The 19,979-nt window shown below is 70.4% G+C and carries 19 protein-coding genes and 1 pseudogene; 11 read left to right on the forward strand and 9 right to left on the reverse strand.

Features of this window, described 5'->3' with window-relative positions; translation table 11 throughout:
- Positions 1-300: SpoIIE family protein phosphatase (locus tag IN07_RS19600; protein WP_036339244.1), on the reverse strand; the 300-nt coding region annotated here is incomplete at its 3' end.
- 359 nt (positions 301-659) lie between these two features.
- On the opposite strand from IN07_RS19600, the gene IN07_RS19605 reads away from it, so the two are divergent.
- Complete coding sequence (locus tag IN07_RS19605) at positions 660-1,175, forward strand: ATP-binding protein (RefSeq protein ID WP_064972461.1); 516 nt, start codon at positions 660-662, stop codon at positions 1,173-1,175.
- Positions 1,176-1,242: 67 nt separating this feature from the next.
- Here IN07_RS19605 and IN07_RS25945 read toward each other — a convergent pair whose 3' ends face one another.
- From IN07_RS25945 to IN07_RS24905, 4 genes and pseudogenes are all read right to left on the reverse strand, one after another.
- Positions 1,243-1,605, reverse strand: coding sequence for an STAS domain-containing protein (locus IN07_RS25945; RefSeq protein ID WP_197058569.1), 363 nt, complete (start codon positions 1,603-1,605; stop codon positions 1,243-1,245).
- 773 nt (positions 1,606-2,378) lie between these two features.
- Positions 2,379-3,809, reverse strand: coding sequence for a DUF2254 domain-containing protein (locus tag IN07_RS19615; RefSeq protein WP_036339249.1), 1,431 nt, complete (start codon positions 3,807-3,809; stop codon positions 2,379-2,381).
- A gap of 572 nt (positions 3,810-4,381) precedes the next feature.
- Positions 4,382-5,053: a haloacid dehalogenase type II gene (locus tag IN07_RS19620; RefSeq protein ID WP_036339252.1), complete on the reverse strand. Its 672-nt coding sequence runs from the start codon at positions 5,051-5,053 to the stop codon at positions 4,382-4,384.
- Between the two features lie 103 nt (positions 5,054-5,156).
- A pseudogene (locus IN07_RS24905) lies at positions 5,157-5,390 on the reverse strand (OsmC family protein); the annotation flags it as partial.
- 574 nt (positions 5,391-5,964) lie between these two features.
- On the opposite strand from IN07_RS24905, the gene IN07_RS19630 reads away from it, so the two are divergent.
- The 5 genes from IN07_RS19630 (at position 5,965) to IN07_RS19645 (ending at position 9,827) form a co-directional block, all read left to right on the forward strand.
- Entirely contained in the window at positions 5,965-7,836 is a 1,872-nt protein-coding gene (locus tag IN07_RS19630) for a molybdopterin-dependent oxidoreductase (RefSeq protein WP_197058570.1), read from the forward strand.
- Positions 7,791-8,417, forward strand: a complete 627-nt coding sequence (locus IN07_RS25950; protein WP_197058571.1) for a molybdopterin oxidoreductase family protein — start codon at positions 7,791-7,793, stop codon at positions 8,415-8,417. Before IN07_RS19630 ends, IN07_RS25950 begins: the two co-directional genes overlap by 46 nt.
- On the forward strand, positions 8,414-8,896 hold the full coding sequence (locus IN07_RS19635) for a hypothetical protein (protein ID WP_036339258.1): 483 nt from the start codon (positions 8,414-8,416) through the stop codon (positions 8,894-8,896). Before IN07_RS25950 ends, IN07_RS19635 begins: the two co-directional genes overlap by 4 nt.
- 23 nt (positions 8,897-8,919) lie before the next feature.
- Entirely contained in the window at positions 8,920-9,360 is a 441-nt protein-coding gene (locus IN07_RS19640; protein WP_052091531.1) for a hypothetical protein, read from the forward strand.
- A gap of 221 nt (positions 9,361-9,581) precedes the next feature.
- Positions 9,582-9,827 carry a hypothetical protein gene (locus tag IN07_RS19645; RefSeq protein ID WP_036339261.1) on the forward strand — a complete coding sequence of 82 codons (246 nt, stop codon included), beginning with the start codon at positions 9,582-9,584 and terminating at the stop codon, positions 9,825-9,827.
- Between the two features lie 605 nt (positions 9,828-10,432).
- Here IN07_RS19645 and IN07_RS19650 read toward each other — a convergent pair.
- The 4 genes from IN07_RS19650 to IN07_RS19665 form a co-directional block, all read right to left on the reverse strand.
- Positions 10,433-11,842 (reverse strand): hypothetical protein, encoded by a 1,410-nt coding sequence (locus tag IN07_RS19650; protein WP_052091532.1) that lies wholly within the window; start codon positions 11,840-11,842, stop codon positions 10,433-10,435.
- Complete coding sequence (locus IN07_RS19655) at positions 11,839-12,603, reverse strand: alpha/beta fold hydrolase (RefSeq protein WP_036339264.1); 765 nt, start codon at positions 12,601-12,603, stop codon at positions 11,839-11,841. Before IN07_RS19655 ends, IN07_RS19650 begins: the two co-directional genes overlap by 4 nt.
- Positions 12,591-13,562: an SDR family oxidoreductase gene (locus tag IN07_RS19660; RefSeq protein ID WP_036339267.1), complete on the reverse strand. Its 972-nt coding sequence runs from the start codon at positions 13,560-13,562 to the stop codon at positions 12,591-12,593. The genes IN07_RS19655 and IN07_RS19660 overlap by 13 nt, the downstream gene beginning before the upstream one ends.
- A 434-nt stretch (positions 13,563-13,996) precedes the next feature.
- Positions 13,997-14,227: a DUF2188 domain-containing protein gene (locus IN07_RS19665; RefSeq protein WP_036339270.1), complete on the reverse strand. Its 231-nt coding sequence runs from the start codon at positions 14,225-14,227 to the stop codon at positions 13,997-13,999.
- 449 nt (positions 14,228-14,676) lie between these two features.
- Between IN07_RS19665 and IN07_RS19670 the strand changes: the two genes are divergently transcribed.
- From IN07_RS19670 to IN07_RS19690, 5 genes are all read left to right on the forward strand, one after another.
- Positions 14,677-15,072: a DUF6766 family protein gene (locus tag IN07_RS19670; RefSeq protein WP_052091533.1), complete on the forward strand. Its 396-nt coding sequence runs from the start codon at positions 14,677-14,679 to the stop codon at positions 15,070-15,072.
- A gap of 382 nt (positions 15,073-15,454) precedes the next feature.
- Positions 15,455-15,919: a hypothetical protein gene (locus IN07_RS19675; RefSeq protein WP_036339326.1), complete on the forward strand. Its 465-nt coding sequence runs from the start codon at positions 15,455-15,457 to the stop codon at positions 15,917-15,919.
- Between the two features lie 451 nt (positions 15,920-16,370).
- The gene (locus IN07_RS19680; RefSeq protein ID WP_036339273.1) at positions 16,371-18,203 is read left to right on the forward strand and encodes a ThiF family adenylyltransferase; all 1,833 of its coding nucleotides are present in this window, start codon (positions 16,371-16,373) and stop codon (positions 18,201-18,203) included.
- Positions 18,204-18,223: 20 nt separating this feature from the next.
- Positions 18,224-18,697 carry a Mov34/MPN/PAD-1 family protein gene (locus IN07_RS19685; protein ID WP_231558483.1) on the forward strand — a complete coding sequence of 158 codons (474 nt, stop codon included), beginning with the start codon at positions 18,224-18,226 and terminating at the stop codon, positions 18,695-18,697.
- Positions 18,698-18,835: 138 nt separating this feature from the next.
- Positions 18,836-19,084 (forward strand): hypothetical protein, encoded by a 249-nt coding sequence (locus tag IN07_RS19690; protein WP_036339279.1) that lies wholly within the window; start codon positions 18,836-18,838, stop codon positions 19,082-19,084.
- The last annotated feature ends 895 nt before the right edge of the window (positions 19,085-19,979 follow it).

Here is a 19,979-nt window from a genome sequence, read left to right on the forward strand (position 1 = left end):
GACGGCCAGGATGGCGATGTCGTCGTCGGTGCTGCCGCCCACGATCCGACCTAGCATCTGGTCGCAAAGGTCCTCGAGGCGCAGGTTCCGCATCTTGCCCAGGGCACCGGTAAGGCGGGCAATCCCCTCGTCGATGCCGGTGCTCCATGCATCCACGATGCCGTCGGTGTAGAAGACCACTGTGTCGTTCGGGTGCAGAAGGAGCTCGTGGTTGGAGCGTGGGCTGCTCGCGTCTGCTCCGAGCAGGCGTTCTTGGGTGCTGCCGAGCACTTCGACCTCGCCGGCCGCGGGGATCAGCACCGGTGGAGATGCCCCGCTGAGGACCAGCGCAGAGTCGCAGCCCTTCCCGGGCGCGCTTGGGTTGCTCAAGGCGGGCGACTAGGGCGGTGGCCATCGTGCCGACATGCAAGCCCGTGAACACCCCGTCGACGCGACGGAGGATCGCAAGGACAGAAGTCAACCTATCGGAAGGGAAGACTCACCCGGCGAAGTCGGCGGGGCGGACTCTGCATAGTTGAAACACCCGACCGCCATCGCAAGTACTCTTCCCGTGCGACGCGGAGACCGTGCGGCTCCGATGGGTTCACGCGACACGCGGACCCTCCCCGGCCCGGGGCGTCCGCGGCTGGACCGCCGTTCGGTACACCGGAATGAGGCACATGGCTGACACGCTTTGGGGCCGCCGGTCGATGCCGGAGCCAGGTCCGGACGTGTTCACGGTGTGGCAGGGGGAACCGGTCACGCCGGGGGAACTCACGGCGCTGCGCGTCGGCTTGCGCGCCGTTCTCAGTGACGGTGCCCGGCCCGAAGGCGCCAACGACGACGACATCGACCGACTTCTGCTGGCGTACGAGGAGCTCGCGTCCAACGGACTGCGGCACGGACAACAGCCTGTACGAGTGGCTGTCACGACGACCGGTACGGGTTGGTTGCTCGAAGTCAGCGACGCAGCGGCCGACCGGCCGCCTCAGCCGGCGGTGGGCCGGGACGCCAGCAAGGGAGGGCTGGGCCTCTACCTCGTCGCCCGATTGTGCGCGGCTCACGGGTGGACCGTCCGGGGAGACCGCAAGTCCGTCTGGGCGCGGATCGACTTCGCGTCGTCGGGCGCGTTGCAGCAACGCCCGTCACTGCCAGTGCCGCGTGGTGAGACCCCGGGGCGTAGCCGCTCTCATTGACGCGGTGTGAATCGAGACCGACAGGCCGCCGGGGTCACGGGCAACCTGCTGGCCGGTCAGGGACGGATCAGGCAGACAACGCCTCGGACGCCTGGGAGCCACGCTCATCGACGTCCAGCCGCTGCAGCGCGCGCCGCAGCACGGGAGACGCGCCCAGCAGCGTCACCCGGCGGCCGTGCCCTACGGCGCGACGGTAGGCCCCGCCCAGCGCACGGACGCCAGCGTGGTCACCAACGGTGAGCTCAGCGACGTCGACTGTCCAGTGGTTCCGGTTGCTCTGCAGCAACGTGGAGACGGCGTCGTGGACCAGATGGGTAGTGCGGCGATCGAGATAGCCAGCCAGGTCCAGACGACCGTGGAGAAGGTCAACACGGACTTCGAATCCCGGGCCACCGGAACGTGTGGCAGAGGAAGTCGGGGAAACAGACACACGATCACCTTGGCGCTCATGAGGGACGCGACGGACGCGGAGTGCCCGCGGCCGGAACGTGCTGTCTGCTGGGGGCGACACGGGCCGCAGTCTTGACCCGTCGTCGAAGTTAGCGGAACTGCGCCGACCGGACAACGGTCGTCGGAGCTGGATCTGGCCGGGCGCGACATTGAGTCGTAGGCGCTCGGGTCTGGTCAGCGCGGCAGGGCAGAGCGGTGAGGTGGCGTCACCGGACCGCGGCGTGGCAGTGCACCAGCGGCCTCCCTTGATCCGCTCGTCAGAGCGCCCCGCCGGACCCGTCGCCACCAAGTACAGCTCCGGTCTCGGTGCTCGTGCGTCCGGTATGAGGCGTCGCGTGCTCCGTCGTCTCCAGCTTCGAGTCGGTCCACGGCTGCAGTGTGACTACTGCTGCAGCTGCCTTGCGCGCTGGAGGTGCGGATCGTCACCGGAACGCCAACGATCTTCGTCCGGCGGGGAGCAGCCACGGTGTCTGCGTGCGGTACGTCGGTTCTTGTCCGCCTCTCTCGGATCACGCTCGGGTTCCCCCAGGATCGGCAGGACGCCGTATCGGCCGCGCTGGCGGTTCTCGCCAGTGGGGCTCACGCCGTGTATCGCTGACCGTGAACAGCAGGGCAGAGCCGCTTTCGCGTCGCCAGCGCATGGACGTCGTTGCATGACTGCACTGGCCGCCAATCAGGCCGCGAGAGTCACTGTTCGGGCCGACGAAAAGCGGCGACTCTGCCGCGAAAGGAAGGAATCTCGCCGACCCGTCATCAGATGGAACGGGTCTGCCCTGCGCGGTCCCGGAATGCGTCATCGGTGTCCCCGGAGAGAGCCGAGTGGACGCGCCTGGCCATGTCGCGGACGGCATTCTTGTCGTTCTCCAGCAGGCTGTCCGACATCTCGGCGAGCACGAGCTCCGTCTGCTCCATCACGTCCTGGCGTTGCTCGTCATCCCGGCATGCCACTGCCACATCCCGGAGCATTCGCAGGACGGCGGTCAGGACCGCAGGCTCGTTCCGGCCGAACCTCCGGACCTGCGCGCACGTGAGGTCCAGGTAGTAGCGCAGGTCGCGGTCGGGCAGCACGGCACGGGGAGTCCCGTCGTCGTCCTGAAGCACCTGGGGACCGAGTCGTCGGCCAGTCAGACGGACGAGCAGGTCGGCGCAGTACCCCAGCGCCTCGGCGGCTGTGGTGGGATCGTTGACAGCGGGGGAGATGGCCTTGATCGCAATGTCGATCAGCTCGCGCAGGGGAAAGGCGACATCCTGCTCCTCGGTGCGCTCGAATCCGAGAGCGACCACCTCTGTCAGGTCGCGGACCAGTGCATCCACTGGCACGTCGGACCCGTCACCCACGAATGCACTGGCGATAGGGCTGCCTACCACGACGGAATCGCCCGGACGCACGCCCAGCCAGAGGAAGACCCCGTGCCGGCGGGCCGCGTCGCGGAGCGGTTCGGGTGCCACCGTCCGCACGAATCCGCTACGCCAGGCGGGGATCAGCACTCCGCCCTCGGGACCGGGCAGGTCCTCGTGCGGGAACTCCGGACCCTCCCCGTAGGGCTCGTATGCGTCTGACATCGTGGACCTGGCGTCGTGGTGCACGGCGGCCATCATGTTGTCCACCCGCAGCCGCCCGACGATGTGCGCCATGAAGACGATGAGCATGCTTCCTGCGGCCAGCCCGAGCAGGCTGCAGAGGAGGACGGCCAGACCGGGCAACGGGCGCTCGGGGTCAAGCCCACGCAGCGTCACGAGCGAGGCGACGAACGCCGAGAGCAGCACAGCGACAGTGCTTTGGACGATTCCGTCCCTGGCGAAGGAGCGCAGCAACCGCGGCGAGAACTGCTGCGACGCCAACTGCAGGGCCACCACGGTCAGCGACAGGGTGAGGCTGAGCGCCGCCATGGAAGCGGTCGCGACCGACTGAAGCAGCGAGGCCGCCGTCGAGGGGTCCGTGGGCCACACCCATTCGGCGAACGTACTGGTGGGTTCGGGTCGGACCATGAGAAGACCCACCGTCACGGCGAGACTGCCGAGTGCCGCGATCGTGGGCCAGAACCACAGGGACGCGCGGATCTGCTCGCTCGACGGACCCCGAGTACTACTCAGGATGTACTCCTTGGTCCAGCCGCTTCGGCATGCATCCTCCTCGTGGCGCGCTGCCGCCTCTGGTGGTCGCGGCCGCAACCCGGCCAGCATGCCGGACCTCATACGAGGTCGCCGAACAAGCCATGCATGGTGGCCACGCCAGGGGAAGCGACGGCATGCCTGGACGGGTACCGGGTGAGTCACCGCCGCCTCGCGCCATCGTTCAGCTCTTTCGGCACGGACGGCGTCGACGTACATCGGGCAAGGGCGCTGCGTGCGCGGAGGTGCTGGGCAGCGGTGCCGCCGGCGCTATTCCAGGGCAGCTGGGAAGTGCGTGGATTCCGAATCGACCACCGGGCCGAGCGTCGTTGGCGCGCTCGTCCTCGGGTGCTGTCGGGGGCGCTGCCATTGGCCGTGCCCGGGTTCCGAGAACTGCCTCTCGTGCCGGAGCGGCCACCGGCTCCGTCGCCGACGGGCTTGTCGTCGCCTCCGTCTTTCTCCACCTGCTGCCCGACATCGCCGAGGCCGGCGAGGCGATCGGCGAAGAGCTGTACGACGGGCTCCCGCCCACGCCGCTGATCCACCTCGGAATCTTCCTCGTTGCTCTGTTCGATTTCACGGCCGACGGGTCGAAGCGTCCCGCCAGTCGCGAGGACGCCCGGAGGTCTGTCCGCGCGGCTGCATCAGGCGAGTCGGCCGGCGAGGTCTGTGAGCGCGGAGACCGTGTGCGTCGGGGGAGTGAAGTAGTCGGGATACGAGGCGCCGGTGCGATTGATCCAGACGGTGCTCATGCCGGCGCGTGCGGCGCCGTCGATGTCCCAGGGATGAACGGCCACCAAGGTCATGGCATCGAGCGGGGTGCCACAGGCGCCGGCTGCGTACTCGTACGCGGTTCGCGCAGGCTTCCACGCCCCGGCGTCTTCCACGGAGAGCAGATGTTGGAAGGAGTCCCGGATGCCGGCCCGGGTGAGGAGCTGCTCGGCCACCTGACTCGATCCGTTGCTCAAAGTGACCAGGCGCAGACCAGCGTCTCGTAGACCTCTCGCGCCATCTGGGACGTCGTCGTGCACACCGAGTTCGCTGAAGCCCTGCATCACGTGCGCGACGGCTGTCTCGAGGTCACGGTCCAGGTCGAGGCCGGTCAGCACGGTGCGCAGTGCTCCTGCACCCAGTTCCGCGAAGGGCTGCTGAGAACCGGCGGCGGTAAGGGCGAAGCCGTCGCGCAGCACCATGGCGAACCACAACGTCGAGAGGTGACCGGGCGCCCCGACGTCGGTGAACCGTTGCGCCATCGGTTGCAGGTCGGACAGCGTCTCGTTGACGTCGAAGACGAGTACCGAAGGTGGGTTGCTCACAAGTGCTCCTCACGATCATGTGCCGGCCGGTCATCGTGCTGGCAGGATCACTTTTGCGCCTGTCGGGGCCTGTGCCCGCCGGCTCCACCGGAGCCCGTCTTGCTCAGCTGAGCTGCGTGGTGATGGTGATGGCGCCCTTCAGACTCCGCGCGACGGGACAGCCGTCGGCGTGGAAGGCCAGCACTCGCTGAACCTTCTCGGCATCCGCGTGGGCGATGGTCAAGCCCGTGTAGGTCACGTGGATGCGCTTGACCACCAGGACTTTGCCTTCCAGTTCCACTTCACCGCGGGCATGCCCCACCAGACCGGTGGGGTCGATCCGCCGGGCAGCTAGCGCTCCGGCGAACGTCCCGGTGAGCTAACCGAGAGTGGCACCGACCAGGTGGTCGATCGTGCTTGCGTGGGCAGGGGCGTTCCCTGGTTCCACCCCGTAGTGCTCTGCGATGGCCCCGTGCATGCCATAGACGGTCGGGTTCTCCTCGCCCGGCAGGTATGCCGCGCGGAGCGGGCCGCCGAGGCGCTCGACGCGAACCTCCGAGACATACGCGATATCAGCCACATGACCTCCCTCTGCTGTGCTCCGTCCGCGCCACCTACCCAGAGCTGCTCATCCATATCCGGACCCCGGAGGGAGCAATCAACGGTGTGGACATCGAGGCGCATGTCCGCTTCGGCTTGCGGGCCCGTCTGCCGTGTTCGGGGTGTGAGGCTGGCTGATGGTCACTGAATCCTCGGGCCGCCTACGCCCAGGCGAACGGCTCCGCCGATGGCGCGGGGTCGCGATGTGTCCCCGGGTCGAATATCCGGGCTCGGTGCCACAGGCTGTAGGCGCAGGTGGATGCCCTCGTGCACGGACGGCGCGGGCAGGCCGGAGCGGCGAGCCCGGACGACGGCGCGAAGGAGGATCAGTGGTGAAGGTCGATCGCATCGCGGAGCCGTGGGGTTCCCGAACGCCGTACGGACCGGGGGAGAGCTGGCCCACGCGGGTCGACTCCTACCTGGCCGACGGGCTCACCGAGGCCGACGTCGACCGCTGGGTGCAGTCGGCCACGATCCTGCACAGCAACGGCGACGGGCTGGACATCGCGGTGAAGAACGACCGCATCGTCGGCGTCCGGGGCCGCGCGGTCGACCGGGTGAACCACGGCCGGCTGGGCCCCAAGGACCTGTTCGGGTGGCAGGCCAACAACTCCCCGGACCGGCTGACCAGACCGCTGATCCGGCGGAACGGCGAGCTGGTGGAGACCGACTGGGACACCGCGATGGACGCCGTCGCCGGCCGGTGCAAGGAGCTGTTGGAGGAGCAGGGGCCCAGCGCGATCAGCTTCTACACGACCGGCCAGCTGTTCCTCGAGGAGTACTACACCCTCGGGCTCATCGCCCACGGCGGCATCGGCACCAACCACGTGGACGGCAATACCCGGCTGTGCACCGCCACCGCCGCCGCCGCTTTGAAAGAGACGTTCGCCTGCGACGGTCAGCCCGGCAGCTACACCGACATCGACTCCGCCGACGTCATCGCCGTCTACGGGCACAACATGGCCGAGACCCAGACAGTCCTGTGGACCCGCATCCTGGACCGGCTCGCCGGGCCCAATCCGCCGCAGGTCATCTGCGTCGATCCGCGGCTCACCCCGGTGGCGAAGGCGGCGACGGTCCACTTCGCCCCTCGTCCGGGCACCAACGTGATGCTGATGAACGCGCTGCTGCACGAGATCATCGGCAACGGCTGGATCGACCGCGAGTACATCGACGCGCACACCGTGGGCTTCGACGAACTCGAGAAGCAGGTGAAGGCGTACACCCCCGAGCTGGCCGCTGAGGTGTGCGATGTGCCGGCCCAGCAGATCCGGGAGGCGGCCCGGATCCTCGGTTCTGCGCAGCGGTTGCTCTCCACCGTGCTGCAGGGGTTCTACCAGTCGCATCAGGCCACGGCGGCCGCCGTCCAGGTGAACAACATCAACCTGATCCGGGGCCTGCTCGGCAAGCCCGGCTGCGGCATCCTGCAGATGAACGGCCAGCCCACCGCCGAGAACACCCGCGAGTGCGGCGCTGACGGCGACCTGCCGGCGTTCCGCAACTGGTCCAATGACAGCCATATCCAGGACCTGGCTCGGGTCTGGAACGTCGACCCGATGGAGATTCCGCACTACTCGCCGCCGACGCATGCCATGCAGATGTTCCGGTACGCAGAGGAGGGCTCGATCCGGTTCATGTACGTGACGGCGACCAACCCCGCCGTCTCCCTGCCAGAGCTCGAGCGGATCCGCGCGATCCTGGCCCAGGAGCGGCTGTTCCTCGTCGTCCAGGACATCTTCCTGTCCGAGACCGCGCAGCTGGCCGACGTCGTCCTGCCGGCTGCCACGTGGGAAGAGAAGACCGGCACCTTCACCAACGTCGACCGGACGGTCCACCTGTCGGAGAAGGCCGTGGAACCTCCCGGTGATGCGAGGTCGGACCTCGACATCCTCATCGACTTCGCGCACCGACTGGGCCTGAAGGACAAGGACGGCGCGCCCTTGGTGAAGTGGTCCGACGCCGAGGGCGCCTTCGAGGGGTGGAAGGAGTGCAGCCGGGGGCGGCCGTGCGACTACACGGGCCTGTCCTACGACAAGCTCCGCGGCGGCAGCGGCATCCAATGGCCGTGCAACGACGAGCACCCCGACGGCACGGAGCGCATCTACGCCGATGGGCAGTTCTGGGCGCAGCCGGAGTACTGCGAGAGCTACGCCGCGACATGGTCACCGGCGCGCCGGTCGAGGAGACCGAGTACAAGGCGATGAACCCGACCGGCCGGGCAGTGCTGAAGGCGGCCGAGTACCTGCCCCCGCACGAACTGCCCGATCAGGAGTTCCCGTTCCAGCTGATCACCGGCCGAACGCTGTACCACTTCCACACCCGGACGAAGACCGGCCGGGCCCCGCAGCTCAACAAGGCCGCACCCGAGGTCTGGGTGGAGATGGCCGCCGGCGACGCCGCCGACCGCGGCTTCACCGAGGGCGACCTGCTGGAGGTCAGCACACCGCGCGGCCGCGTCCAGGGCCGACTACGGATCAGCGGCATCCGTCCGGGCGTCCTCTTCCTCCCGTTCCACTACGGGTACTGGGACACCGACTCCGGGCACGAACCCGTGAAGGGCAACGGACGGGCGGCCAACGAACTGACCCTGACCGACTGGGACCCAGTGTCCAAGCAACCGATCTTCAAGACCGCGGCGGCGCGGGTGGAGCGGGTGGCCTCCGGCGACGGTGTCCCGGCACCCGCGCCGACAAACACCGGCTCCGCGCCGGTCGGGACCGGCGTCCCGCCGACTTCGGGCGGCGACGCCGCCCGCGCCCAGGAGCTCGTGGGAGGCCAGGCATGAAACTCGACATGGCGATCGAGGAGCTGCACCGCTCCGAGAACCACCTGGTCACCGTGCTGATGTCGATGTCAGACCGGCACAAGACCGACCACGAGGTCTTCTACGTGTGCCGCGACATGGCCAAGTGGTCCAGGCAGCACGTGGCCGACCTCGCCGCCATCGGCCGCGACTTCGGACTCGATCTCGACCCGGAGGCCTCGGAGGACCCCGGCCCGCTGGCGGCGGTCCGGCAGCGAGCGTCGGAGCTCATGGGACGACGCTCGGCACCGGGGCTGCTGCTGCTCGCGGATCTGCGGCACCTGTACCGGGAGGCTGCCGGCACGTCGGTGGACTGGGAGCTGCTGGCCCAGGGCGCACAGGGTGCCAAGGAGAAGGAGCTGCTGGACCTGGCCGAACGGTGCCACCCGCAGTCGCTGCGTCAAACACGGTGGGCCAACTCGCACCTCAAGGTGACCTCCCCGCAGGTTCTGGCCAGTTGACGACTGACGGCCATGCAGGTCCGGTGGCCACCCGGATGGTGCTGAGGCCGCTGGCCACCCCGCTACCGCTCGGCTTCCTCGGCCTCGTTCTGGCGACGGTCATGTTCGAACGGCGCAGCGGCCGGTACTGGGTGGAGAACCCGGTGTGCGCGGGGGAGAACTCCGCCGACAAGTGGAACGAGTACCCGCAGCGGCGACGCAAGTTCATCGGCTGGTACGAGCGGATCGCCCGCGACCTGGAAAGTGCGCTGGGCGAGCGCGGCGGCGCGCCGGCGGTCCACGAACGGCTGAAGCAGGCCTTCGGCGCCGACCCCGTCACCAAGGCGATCGGCGTGATCGGGGAGCAGTCTCGCCGGCTGCGGGAGGCCGGTGGTCTGCGGCTGGCCACGGGGGGACTGCTGACCGCCGGCGCCGGGCGGCCGGTGCGGGATCACAGGTTCTTCGGTGACTCCACGCCGGCGTAGGCCGATCACCGTCGCGCAGCAAGCGTGGGCGTTGTGCGCCCGCTACCCCGACGTGCCGCGCCCGCTCGTTCAATCCGCCGGCTGACCTGGTGCGTGAAGCTCCAGCCGAGCCCACTGAGCGTGCGCCGCGCCGTCCGCCTCTCCTACGACCAGGCGCAGCGGCCGCGGGTGACGGTCGGCGACCCGCCGCTGAAGCGCCGCCCCGGGAGCCGCTGCCGCACGTGTTCCCCGGCGATGAGCTGTGCTTCTTTTACGACGAGTTCGTCAGCGGCCGGCACCTGATCGCCGACACGGTTGTGCCGTGCATCAGCGAGTGGCTGTTCCACTACGAGCTCTGGCTGAGCACCGGGGAATGGCACGGCGGCGGGCTGCACCCCGAAGAGGAACCGGCCGGCGGGCGACGCCGGGAGCGGTACACGCGAGCCCGACGGGCCCCGCGCCGGGGCACGCCGTCTGCACCTGGCTGAGCGCAGCGCCCGAGGGCCGCTGACCCCAGCTGTGGCCACCTCCCCGACGCGGAAGCGGCCACAGGAGGGGGGCGGTCATAGACCGGCTGGCGCGATGTTCGGCGAGCTCGAGGTCGACCTGTGGGTGAGCCGAGGCGGGTGAGGGCCGGGACGCCGAAGGTGTCGACGAGCAGCCGGGCCCAGGCGCGGGCTTCGGCGATGTCGGCGGTGAGTCGGTCGATGTCCTGTTGGGCGCTGGCGAGGGCGGCGTCGGCGGTGCGCCGAGCCTACCCGAGTCGGGAATGCCTCGGTGATACGTAGCTCCTCGGCCAGTTCGACGTAGGCGTCCTGCGTGTCGGCCGAAGGGGGCCGGCCGCTGACGGCGCCGGTATGTGCAACTTGCCGGACCTCGCGGGTGCGGCTGCGCCCCGGTCGCGGCTGACGTGGGATCCGGGCCGGCGCCACATTCGCTGAAGGGAACAACGATCGCTACGGACGGGCGCGAGCGTGTCCGCGTGCAGGTCAACATCCCGACCGACGACGCGGAGCCCCATCTGCCTCTGTACGCCCACCTCGTCGACCGCATGGAGGCGACGTATCGCTGCCTGACCGGACGGGCCGTCCGGTCAGGCTGATGCAGGGCCCGACCAGGTGAGCCGGTAGGACGCGGTGGTGCTCTGGAGGAAGCGGTCGATCTCGGCCACGTCCAGCGGCGCGGGCAGCGGATGCCGGGGCGGGAGTGCGGCGAAGGCGGGTTGATAGCGCATGGTGCTGCCGGCGTCGAGGGGATAGGCGTCCTCGTCGACGCCGATGACCTGGCCCCGGACGCGTGCGGCCGATGCGGCCAGCTCGCGCCAGTGGTGCACCGGGACGACTCCGGGTGACCACAGCCCCTGGGAGAACAGGTTCACGTAAATCTCGTCGTAGGGGTCGGCGTGGTGCAGGTAGCGCTGCAGGTCCTCGAAGGAGGGTTGCATGTTGAACCGGAGCCAGAAGGGCACGGCACCGAGCCGCTGGGCCCACAGCGGGTCCCACTGGACGTAGGACTGAGGGAGCAGCCGCTCCGTCGGCAGACCGCGGCGGCGGTACCACCAGCGGTGCAGGTCGGCGACGAAGTCGCTGAGGTCCTGCGGTTCCTCGACCACGAGCCGCCGCAACTGGTAGCCGCACCGCTCGGCCAGCCGCTCCAGGTCCGGGCGCAGAGCCGGATCGAAGCCCCACTCGGCTTCCGGCCGCCGCGCATCCGTCTCGGGCGGCTCCCACCGGCGCCAGGGCGAGCGCTCCCGGGCCAAATAGTCGGCGATCCGGGGGCCGCTGTCGTGGTACTCCTCCTCCGACACCCCGCCCAGGCAGCCGAACTGGAAGTACGCCCGCTCGCCGACCTGGCGGGTGCGCCAGGTGCGGGTGCACTCGACGAGCACGATGGTGCCGCCCGGCGCCAGGCGTTCCTCCAGGAACCGCTCCCAGGTTCGACCCAGGAGGCGGCGTTTGAGCCGCAGGTAGGCCATCCCCTCGAGCATCGGCCGGTCCTGCGCCGGGTCGTGCATGTGGTGCACGGCGACCTCCGGGTTGCGCTGCGCGACCAGCTGGGCCGTGGGCGCGAGCGCCTCCATCGCGGCGCGTGGATCGTCCGGATGGGTGCCGAGCTCGCGGACCGCGGCCAGCGTCGTCTGCGGCAGGTACGGCGCACGCAGCGCGGCGGCGAGGTGGACGGCGGCGCCGCTGGCTGAGCCGATCATGACCACCGGGTAGGGGCCGCCGGGGTACTGGGCGGTGACCCAGTCGGCGATGTCGTCGGCGCTGATCCGCCGGGCGCGGTCCAGGGGGATCCCTTGCTGCACGCCCATGGCGGAGAAGGTGCCGCGGCGCACCCGCGTCGGCAGCGACGACGTGAGGTCGGCCAGCAGCCGGGAGCTGGGTCCCACCGACATGCCGCGGTGGTCCTTACCGCGCAGGTACCGGCCCACCGCGCGGGCGGCGTTGACTCCGGAGTCGAAGTCCACCAGGTAGCGAGCCGCCCGCAACCGGGCGCTCATGCCGGCTCCCCGGCCAGCAGCGGCCGCACGATCCGCGCGAGTCGTTCGGGTGCTGACCAGTTGACGGTGTGCCCGACGCCGGGCACCTCTTCGAGGCGGCCGGCGGACAAGCGCCGGGTCACCTCCTCGGCCCACTCTCGCGGCACGACGGGGTCACGGGCGCCGCGGACGACGACGGTAGGCACCGGCACGTGCGGCAGCTTGCGCTCGATCGGATCGCTGAGCAAGTAGGCGAACGTGGCGGCGTAGCGCCTCGCGCCGCAGGCCGCCCAGTCGCGCAGCAGGACCGGGCCGAGGGTGGGCCGCTCCCACGGCGTGTCCGCCAGCAGCCGGCCCACCTGCTGCGGGAGCGTGCGGGCGCGGCGGTCGACGGTGGGGCCCACGAGGACCAGGGGGCCGAGCAGCTCCGGGGAGTGGACGGCGAGGTCGACGGCGGTCTGGCAGCCGGTCGAGTTGGCGACCAGCACCGCGCCTCCGCGGGCGGTGGCCCGCAGCCAGTCGGCCAGCGCTCGCGACTGCCCGCGCACGTCCAGCGCCCGGGACGGCCCGCGGGTGCGGCCGAATCCGGGCAGGTCCGGGGCGACTACCCGGGCGTCGCGGCGTAGCGCCCGGGCCAGCGGCAGGAAGTAGCGGTGCGAGCAGCCCAGCCCGTGCACGCACACCACGGTCGGCGCGTCACGCGGGCCGAGCAGCGCGGCGTGGACACGGGTTCCGGCCGCGGCCGTGAACTCGTGGGTGTCCCAGCGGGTCAGCGGCCCCATCGGCGTGCCGCCACCATGCCACCGGTGAGGAGGGCAGCGGTCGACGCGACGCGGCGCAGCGCGGTCTGGCGCCGGCCGTGCCAGCCCCCGGACACCGAGCCGGTGCCCGGCGCGGGCTCGAACAGGTTGCCCGACGTGGCCGGTGCGGGTTTGGTCCGGTACAGGTGCATCTTGTCGACCTGCGACCCCATCATCCGTTCAGCGAGCCCCGGTGCGAACTTGGACTGCATCAGCAGGTTGCGGGCCATCGGCCCGACCATCACCTCGCGGCGGGGGACCCGGATGAGGTCGACGATGGTGCGCGCCACCCGTTCGGCCGAGTACACCGGCGGCATCGCCTTGGCCTTGCGGCCGGTGTAGTTGGCGGTGTGGTCGAAGAACGGCGTGTCGATCGTCGGCGGCATCACCGTGCACACCTTGACGCCCTTCGCGCCGTCGAGCCGCAGCTCCTGCCGCAGGCTGGCGCTAAGCACCCGCACCGCCGCCTTCGCCATCGAGTACGCGTGGGTGTAGGGCTGAGGCACGACGGCGACGACCGAGGAGACGTTGATCAGCACGCCCTTGCCCTGATCCCGCAGGTACGGCAGGGCCGCGCGGGCGCCGTGCACGTATCCCATCACGTCCACGTCGATGATCCGGCGGAACTCCTCCAGTGGGATCTCCAGGAACGGCGCGAACGCGGTGACCGCGGCGCAGTTGACCCAGGCGTCGATCCGCCCAAACCGCTCCACCGCCCGCCGCGCGAGCGCCTGCACCGCGTCGGCGTCGGTCACGTCGGTCGGCACGGCCAGCGCCTGTCCTCCGGCGGCCTCGCACTCCCGCGCCACCTCGGCCAGCGCGTCGGCACGCCGGGCCGCCAGCACAACGGCGGCGCCCGCCGAGGCGCAGGCCAGCGCCGTGGCGCGACCGATGCCGCTGGACGCTCCGGTGACCACGACGACCGAGTCCCTCACCCGCATACCGGGGCAGTTCCCGACCGGAGGACGGCCAAACACCCGCCGAGCAGCCTCGATGGCGTGGCGCGACGCCGCGTTGACCGGCGGGGTGGTAGCCAACGTGCCGAAGCACGCGGCGACGTCGTTTGCCGCCCCGTCGTTGTCGGCGCCGAAGCCGGCGCCCGCCCCGAAGCCGCCGCCGGCGCATGTTCCGGTTTGCGCCCCGGCACCGGCACCGGGATCTTGCCCCCGCCCCGGTGCCCGTTCCTGCGGGAACGTGCTATGACAGCTGCTCGGCGGCGCAGGCGGCTGATGCGGCCTCGGTGCGCGTCGCTCCCTGCTACGGCAGACACCTGGACGGTGACGGCGTCGGGATCGGGTGCGAGAACTGGCCGGCGTGGGTTGCTGCACCGCCCCGCTCTCCCGCAGGCGGGTGGGGCGCAGGCTGTTGGCTCGGGTCAGCCGGGGATGTTCCGTGGGTCGTGGCCGTAGGTCGACCGGTCGCGGATCTGCCCGGTGTGGCTGTGAACGAACAGCTCGACCTTCTCCTCCTTGGCGATCGTCCGGCCGGCCTCCTCGGCTTCGGCTTGGGTGGCGTAGTTGCCGATCGGCTCGTCCTGGTTTTCGCGGCGAACCAGCCATCCTTCGTGGTCATGGGGCACGACGTGGATGTCGTGGCGTTCGGCCATCTCCCACCTCCAGTGGTGTTGTCGGTCCTTGGCACATGGGCCATGAAGCGAGTTGGCAAACTCCGCACGGCGGGGAGCTTCGGCCGGGTCAAAGGGCAGGACCGTGGCGGTCGTGGGCGTCGGGACCGGTTTCACCGAGGAGTAGCTCGCCGCCCTGCTCCAGGGCACACCGGGACGGTGGAGTCCGCGACAGCGGCACCCCGCGCCGGCGAGAAGCTCTGCAGGCAGCGGTCAGTTCAACGTCTGCCCGAGCCCGGGTGGCCGGAGGGGCCGCCTTCCCGGCCTGATTCCGATGGCCGGGACCGGACGGACCGTCACCCGCCACATCCGGATGACGCCCTCGGTTCCCACCCGCGCAGCACCACCGGCGCTTCTCCCGAGGTGCGGCACGGTGACGACCTGACCAGGATCGTTCCAGTCGCCCCGACCACTGGACCGCAGGAGGAGTCATGGCCCGCCCGAAGAACCGGCCCCGATTCAGCAAGGCCTACTCATTCGGCATCGTCACCGGCCTGCTGTTCCTTCTGTCCTGGCTGGGACAGTTCATCTTTCAGGTGACCGAGGTCAGCAACGACGCCCTCGAACACGGGACGACGTTCTCGTGGTCGGAGTTCTGGCCGCAGTTCTTCTCCGCGACGTTCGAGAACTGGCAGTCGGAGTTCCTGCAGTTGGTGTGGCAGGCGGCGGGCTTGTCCCTGTTCTTCTATTGGGGCTCGTCCCAGTCCAAGGAAGGCGACGAGCGGGTAGAGGCCAAGATCGATCGACTGCTAACCGAGCACGGTATCGATCCCGCCGAGTTCGAGTACCGGGAGGAAGACCGTGCCGAGGCGGAGCAGCGAATCTGACGTACACGCACTCACCCACGCCCTGAAGTCGCGCAGGACCGAGGGCACCTTCGACTACGACTCTGCCCATCGGGATCGCGCCGTGCCGCCCTCCTCCGCTCACGCAGCAGCGGGGAACAGGCGACGGGAAGCGGCCCACCTGCTGCGGCGTCAATCCGAGGTCGCACGTCAACTCCCGACGCAACTGACGTGGACGCAAGTAGTGCTGTGGGCAGGCGCCGCCGCTGAACCGGCGCGCCCGTCCACCGGGCGTGCTGACCGCGTTGTCGCCGGTAGCGGCGGTGGGTCGTGGAGGCCCGTCGAGCCCCTGGATCGGTCTCGTGGCGATTGACCGAGCAGGCGCCCTGTGTCGGGCCGTCACACCGGGGTACGGGCCCCCACCATGCGCAGCAGGCAGGTGTCGACCGGAGACATGATCGTGCGCGGCGTTGTCGCGGGAGTGGCCGGGACCGTCGTCATGACGGCCTTCCAGAAGCTCGTGGAGATGCCGCTCACCGGGCGCGGCGACAGCTACGCCCCCGCCGACTTCGCCGAGAAGGTGACGCCGGTGCACCCGAGCTCTCCGGAAGGGCGCCGGCGCTTGAACTGGGTCACCCACTTCGCGCTCGGAACCATGTGGGGTGCGGCGTACGGCATGGCCGCCGCCCGGGGCCTGCGCGGGCAGAAGGCCGTCAATGCCGTGTTCGGCGCGGTCTACGTCGGGGACGTGGCGCTCAACACGGCGCTGGGGCTGTACCGCCCGCTGCAGTGGTCGGCGAAGGACGTGCTCGTCGACGTCGTGGACAAGTACGTGCAGGCCCAGGGCACCGGTGCGGTGTTCGACCGTATCCTCGCCCCGGCCAGGTAAGGGAAACCTGTCCCACCCTCACGGCCGCGCCGGTCGGCGACAGTTGACCCCGCCCGCGATGCTCGTCGTGATCGATGGCGACCAGCGGGCGCTGGGCGAGGTGCCGGGCTGACGGCTTCTCGCGCCGCTGACGGCCGCACCGGCCGTCAGCCAGGCTTGCAAGGCGACCGCGACGGTCGCGAAGCTAGCGCCAGGCGGCAACGACACGTGCCACGCATGCGTGAGGGACGCCGACGGTCGACCCGTGGCAGCGGCGCAGTGCGCCGGAACTGTCGGAGGCCTGTGACACGGTCAAGACGTCGCCGATCACGGCGCCGGATGAAAGGAGCGCTATGCCTGGGCAGCCGCACAAGCCCGACCACCCGGAGCACCCGCACAGCCCGAAGCCGCCGCCGGGACCGCCGCCGGGACCGCCGAACCCGCCGCGGCCGCCGAAGGACCGGCCGGTCGGTTGAGCGCGCCGCCCTGGGAGGCGGAGTTCCCCGGCCGCCTCGAGCACGAGCTGACGTGCCTCGAGGCGGCCGGAATCCGCTACGACATCGACGACGCTGCCAGCCGGCACGGCGTCCTCCAGCTGCGCATGACCGCGATCGGCGACGCCGCCGTCGACATGACGGTGTCCTTCCCTGACCTGTACCCCTTCGTCCGGCCCTCGGTCCGCCTTACCGGCGACCAAGCCGCGCCGATGGCCCACCACGTGCATCCCTTCAGTGGTGACCTCTGCCTGATCGGTCGCTCGACTGCACTGTGGCACACCGACGACACGCTGGCCTGGCTGCTGACCACGCAGCTGCCCAAGACCCTGCAGGCCGGCCAGGTCACGGCCACTTCCGCCGAGGAGGTCGAGGCCCTCGCCGGCGTGGAAGAAGCCCAGGCCGAACCGTGGACCGACTACTACACCTGCTTCGACGCAGGCTCGATGATTCTCGTCGACAGCAGCTGGACGCTGCCTACCACGAGAACCCAGGGCGCCCTCGGCCTGCGGCTCTCCCGCCTGGACCCGACCAGCGTCGACGCGACGCAGGGTGCTGGCCTCCTGCACGGCGCGGTCTTCACCGTCAGCGACGACAGCGGCAAGGTCCTCTGCTCGTTGTCCGGGCAGAATCCGGACCGCTTCGCGCGACCGGTCACCGGCCGCTGGGCTCGCCTGGATGCCTCCGTCCGAGGAAACACCCCGGAGGCATTCCTGACCGAACTCAGGAGGGCTGCGCCGCGTCTCCTCGACGGGGCGTGGCAGCCCGCTCCGGTCAACGGCTGGGAACTGCAAATCTTCGGCTTGACCTTCCCGGAGGAGCGAGTGCACCGCGGCACCGGGGACGGCTGGGTCTTCCTCGTCCGGCTCCGTCCGACCGGCGGCCGGACACAGCAGCAAGTCAAGCGCGGGCGCGGGCAGCGCGGCGTCCCGCCGGCACCCGGTAAGACCACCACGCATCTCATCCGCGCCGGCTACGCCGGGCAGGCCGACATGGCCGCCCGGGTCCCCGAACTCGTCGGGCTGCAGGACCGGCATGCCGCCGTCTTCGGCGTCGGAGCGCTGGGCAGCACGGTCACCGAGCATCTCGCCCGGGCCGGGATCGGCCAGCTCACCGTGGTCGACCGCGACCACCTCGAACCGGGCAACCTGGTCCGGCACGCCGCCCGCCTCGACATGGCGGGATGGGACAAGGCCTTCACCGCCAGCCAGATCGCCCTCAGCGTCGCGCCCGACGTCAGAGTCAACGTCATCCAGTACGCGATCGGCGCTCCGCGCAACGCCCTCCGGCCCGACCACCGCAACGAGATCGACGCATGGACAGACGTCATCGACAGTGTCGACCTCGTGGTCGACTGCACCGCCGAGAAGGGCGTGCAGCAGGCGCTGGCGTGGCTGGCACGCCGACGGGGCAAGCCCTACCTCGCCGTCTCGGCGAGCAACGGCGGCTGGGGTGGCCGCGTTGCGCAGCTGCCCTCCGCGCCGGGGGCGGCTTGCTGGTACTGCCTGGAGTACGCCCTCAACGACGAGTCCATCCCGCCCGTGTCGGCGGCGCCGGAGGAGGATGGTGTCCAACCGGTCGGCTGCGCCGACCCCACTTTCGCCGGGTCGGGCTTCGACCTCGCCGAGGTGGCCTTGCATGCTGTCCGGGTCGCCGTGGCGACGCTGCAGCAGGGCCGGCCCGGTGGGTACCCCGGCAGCGGCCACGGCGTGTACGTCCTCGCGCTGAGAACTCCTGACGGGACGCCGGTCCCGCCGACGTGGACCGGGCTCGCGCTGCCGGTGCATCCGTTGTGCCGCGGCGACCACTGATCGGCTACCGCCGGGGCCGGGTGTGGTGGGCCGCGGCAGCCCTGGAGGAGGCGCTCCGTGAGGCCCAGCGCGCCTTCCCCTCCGAGACCGGCGGACTTCTGCTGGGCTGGTCTCCCCATCCGGGAGCGGTGGTCATCAGTCAGGTCATCGGCCCCGGCCCGGGCGCCAGGCATCAGGCGACGGCGTTCACGCCGGACGCCGCCTGGCAGGAGGAGCAACTCGCCCAGGCGTACGAGCTGGCCGGCCGACGACTGCAGTACCTGGGCGACTGGCACACGCATCCGCGCGGCTCAGTTCGGCTCAGTGGCACCGACCGGGCCACCCTGCGGTGTATCGCCGATCATCCCGACGCCCGTGCGGACCATCCGGTGATGGCCGTGCTTGCCGGTGGCCCGCTGTGGCAGATCGCCGTTCGCCAGCAGTTCCGCCGTCGCGGCGGTCCGCATCGCCTAGGCCTGGAGGTTTGGGGGTCACCGAGCGACTGCCGCGTGTGAGCGGGCCCTCGTGCTGGCCAACGAACTCCACGTCGAGGCCTACCCGACGGCGGCCACCTCGGCATGAACAAGAGCCTCTTCAAGGGGTTCCACGCCGACGCAGCGCATGGCAGGCGAAGGTCGACCACCGCCTGAGCTGTGAGTGCCTCCGACGAGAAGCGGGCGAGCCGGATCGCCGCCTACCACCCCGTCGGAGACCTCGCCGTTGACGCCGAGCGCGCCCAACTACGGGCCTGGTCGGTCACCACGGTCCTCGCCATGTACGACGGCATGGACCAGTACTTCGGATGCGCGCCCGTGAACTCCGCAGAAGCGGGGAAGATGCAGGAACAGACGTCAGCGACGGAGCCAGCGACCGCCACTGCGTCCGCGGGCGGGACCGCCTGACAGGGGAGCGGAGCAGCCCGCCACGGCGGGTTCCGTCGACCGACGTCGTCGACGAAACGACATGCGACTGCGCCGGGGCAGCTTTCCGGCACCGTGCCGCTGATGCGTCTGGTTCACTTCCGACCCGCACTTCGGGCACGCCAACATCATCCGGTTCTGCGATCGGCCGTTCGACGACGTGGAGTACATGGCCTCGGTCCTGTGGACGCCATCAACGCCACCGTTCCGGCCGGGGACGAGCTGTGGCTGCTCGGCGACCCCAGGCTCGGCCCGATCGAGCGCAGTCTCGCGGTGCTGCGCCGGGTCGCCGCTGACGTGGTGCTCGTCGGTGGCAGCCACGATCGGTTCCACCCCTACAAAGGCCGCAAGGCCGACGGCTGGTGCGAGCGATACCTCGAGCTGACCGGCGCTGTCCGGATCGAACCGCTCACCTCCGCGGTGACGCTGACCGACGGCACGAAGGTGACCGTCTGCCACTTCCCGTACGCCGACCCGGTGCCGCGGCCGCGCACGCGTGCGGTCGGGGAAGGTCGTCGCCGACCACGAGCAGGAGCCGCTCGATGTCGTCGTCAGTGGCCGGAGGGGCGGGCCCCGTCGGTCAGCGCGGACCGCAGCCCGTCCCGTAGTGCCGTGAGCTCCGCCGGGCTGATCGGTTCTCCCGCCACACCGTGGACACGGGGCCCGGCTCCGGCCGGGCCCGGTGGCCCCACAAGACCTCGGTCATGTGCCTCTTTCCAGCTGTACCGAGCGGCTGCTCGACGCGCGGATGACCCCTGTCAGGCACGGCGTTGTGCGCGTACCCGTGACGGTGCCGGCAGCCACCCGCTACGGCATTTCCCCGCGCACTGTACGTGGCGTGGCGCCGGTTCCACCCGACATCGTCGAACCTTGACCG

The sequence above is a fragment of the Modestobacter caceresii genome (genome assembly GCF_000761485.1).
Lineage (GTDB): Bacteria > Actinomycetota > Actinomycetes > Mycobacteriales > Geodermatophilaceae > Modestobacter > Modestobacter caceresii.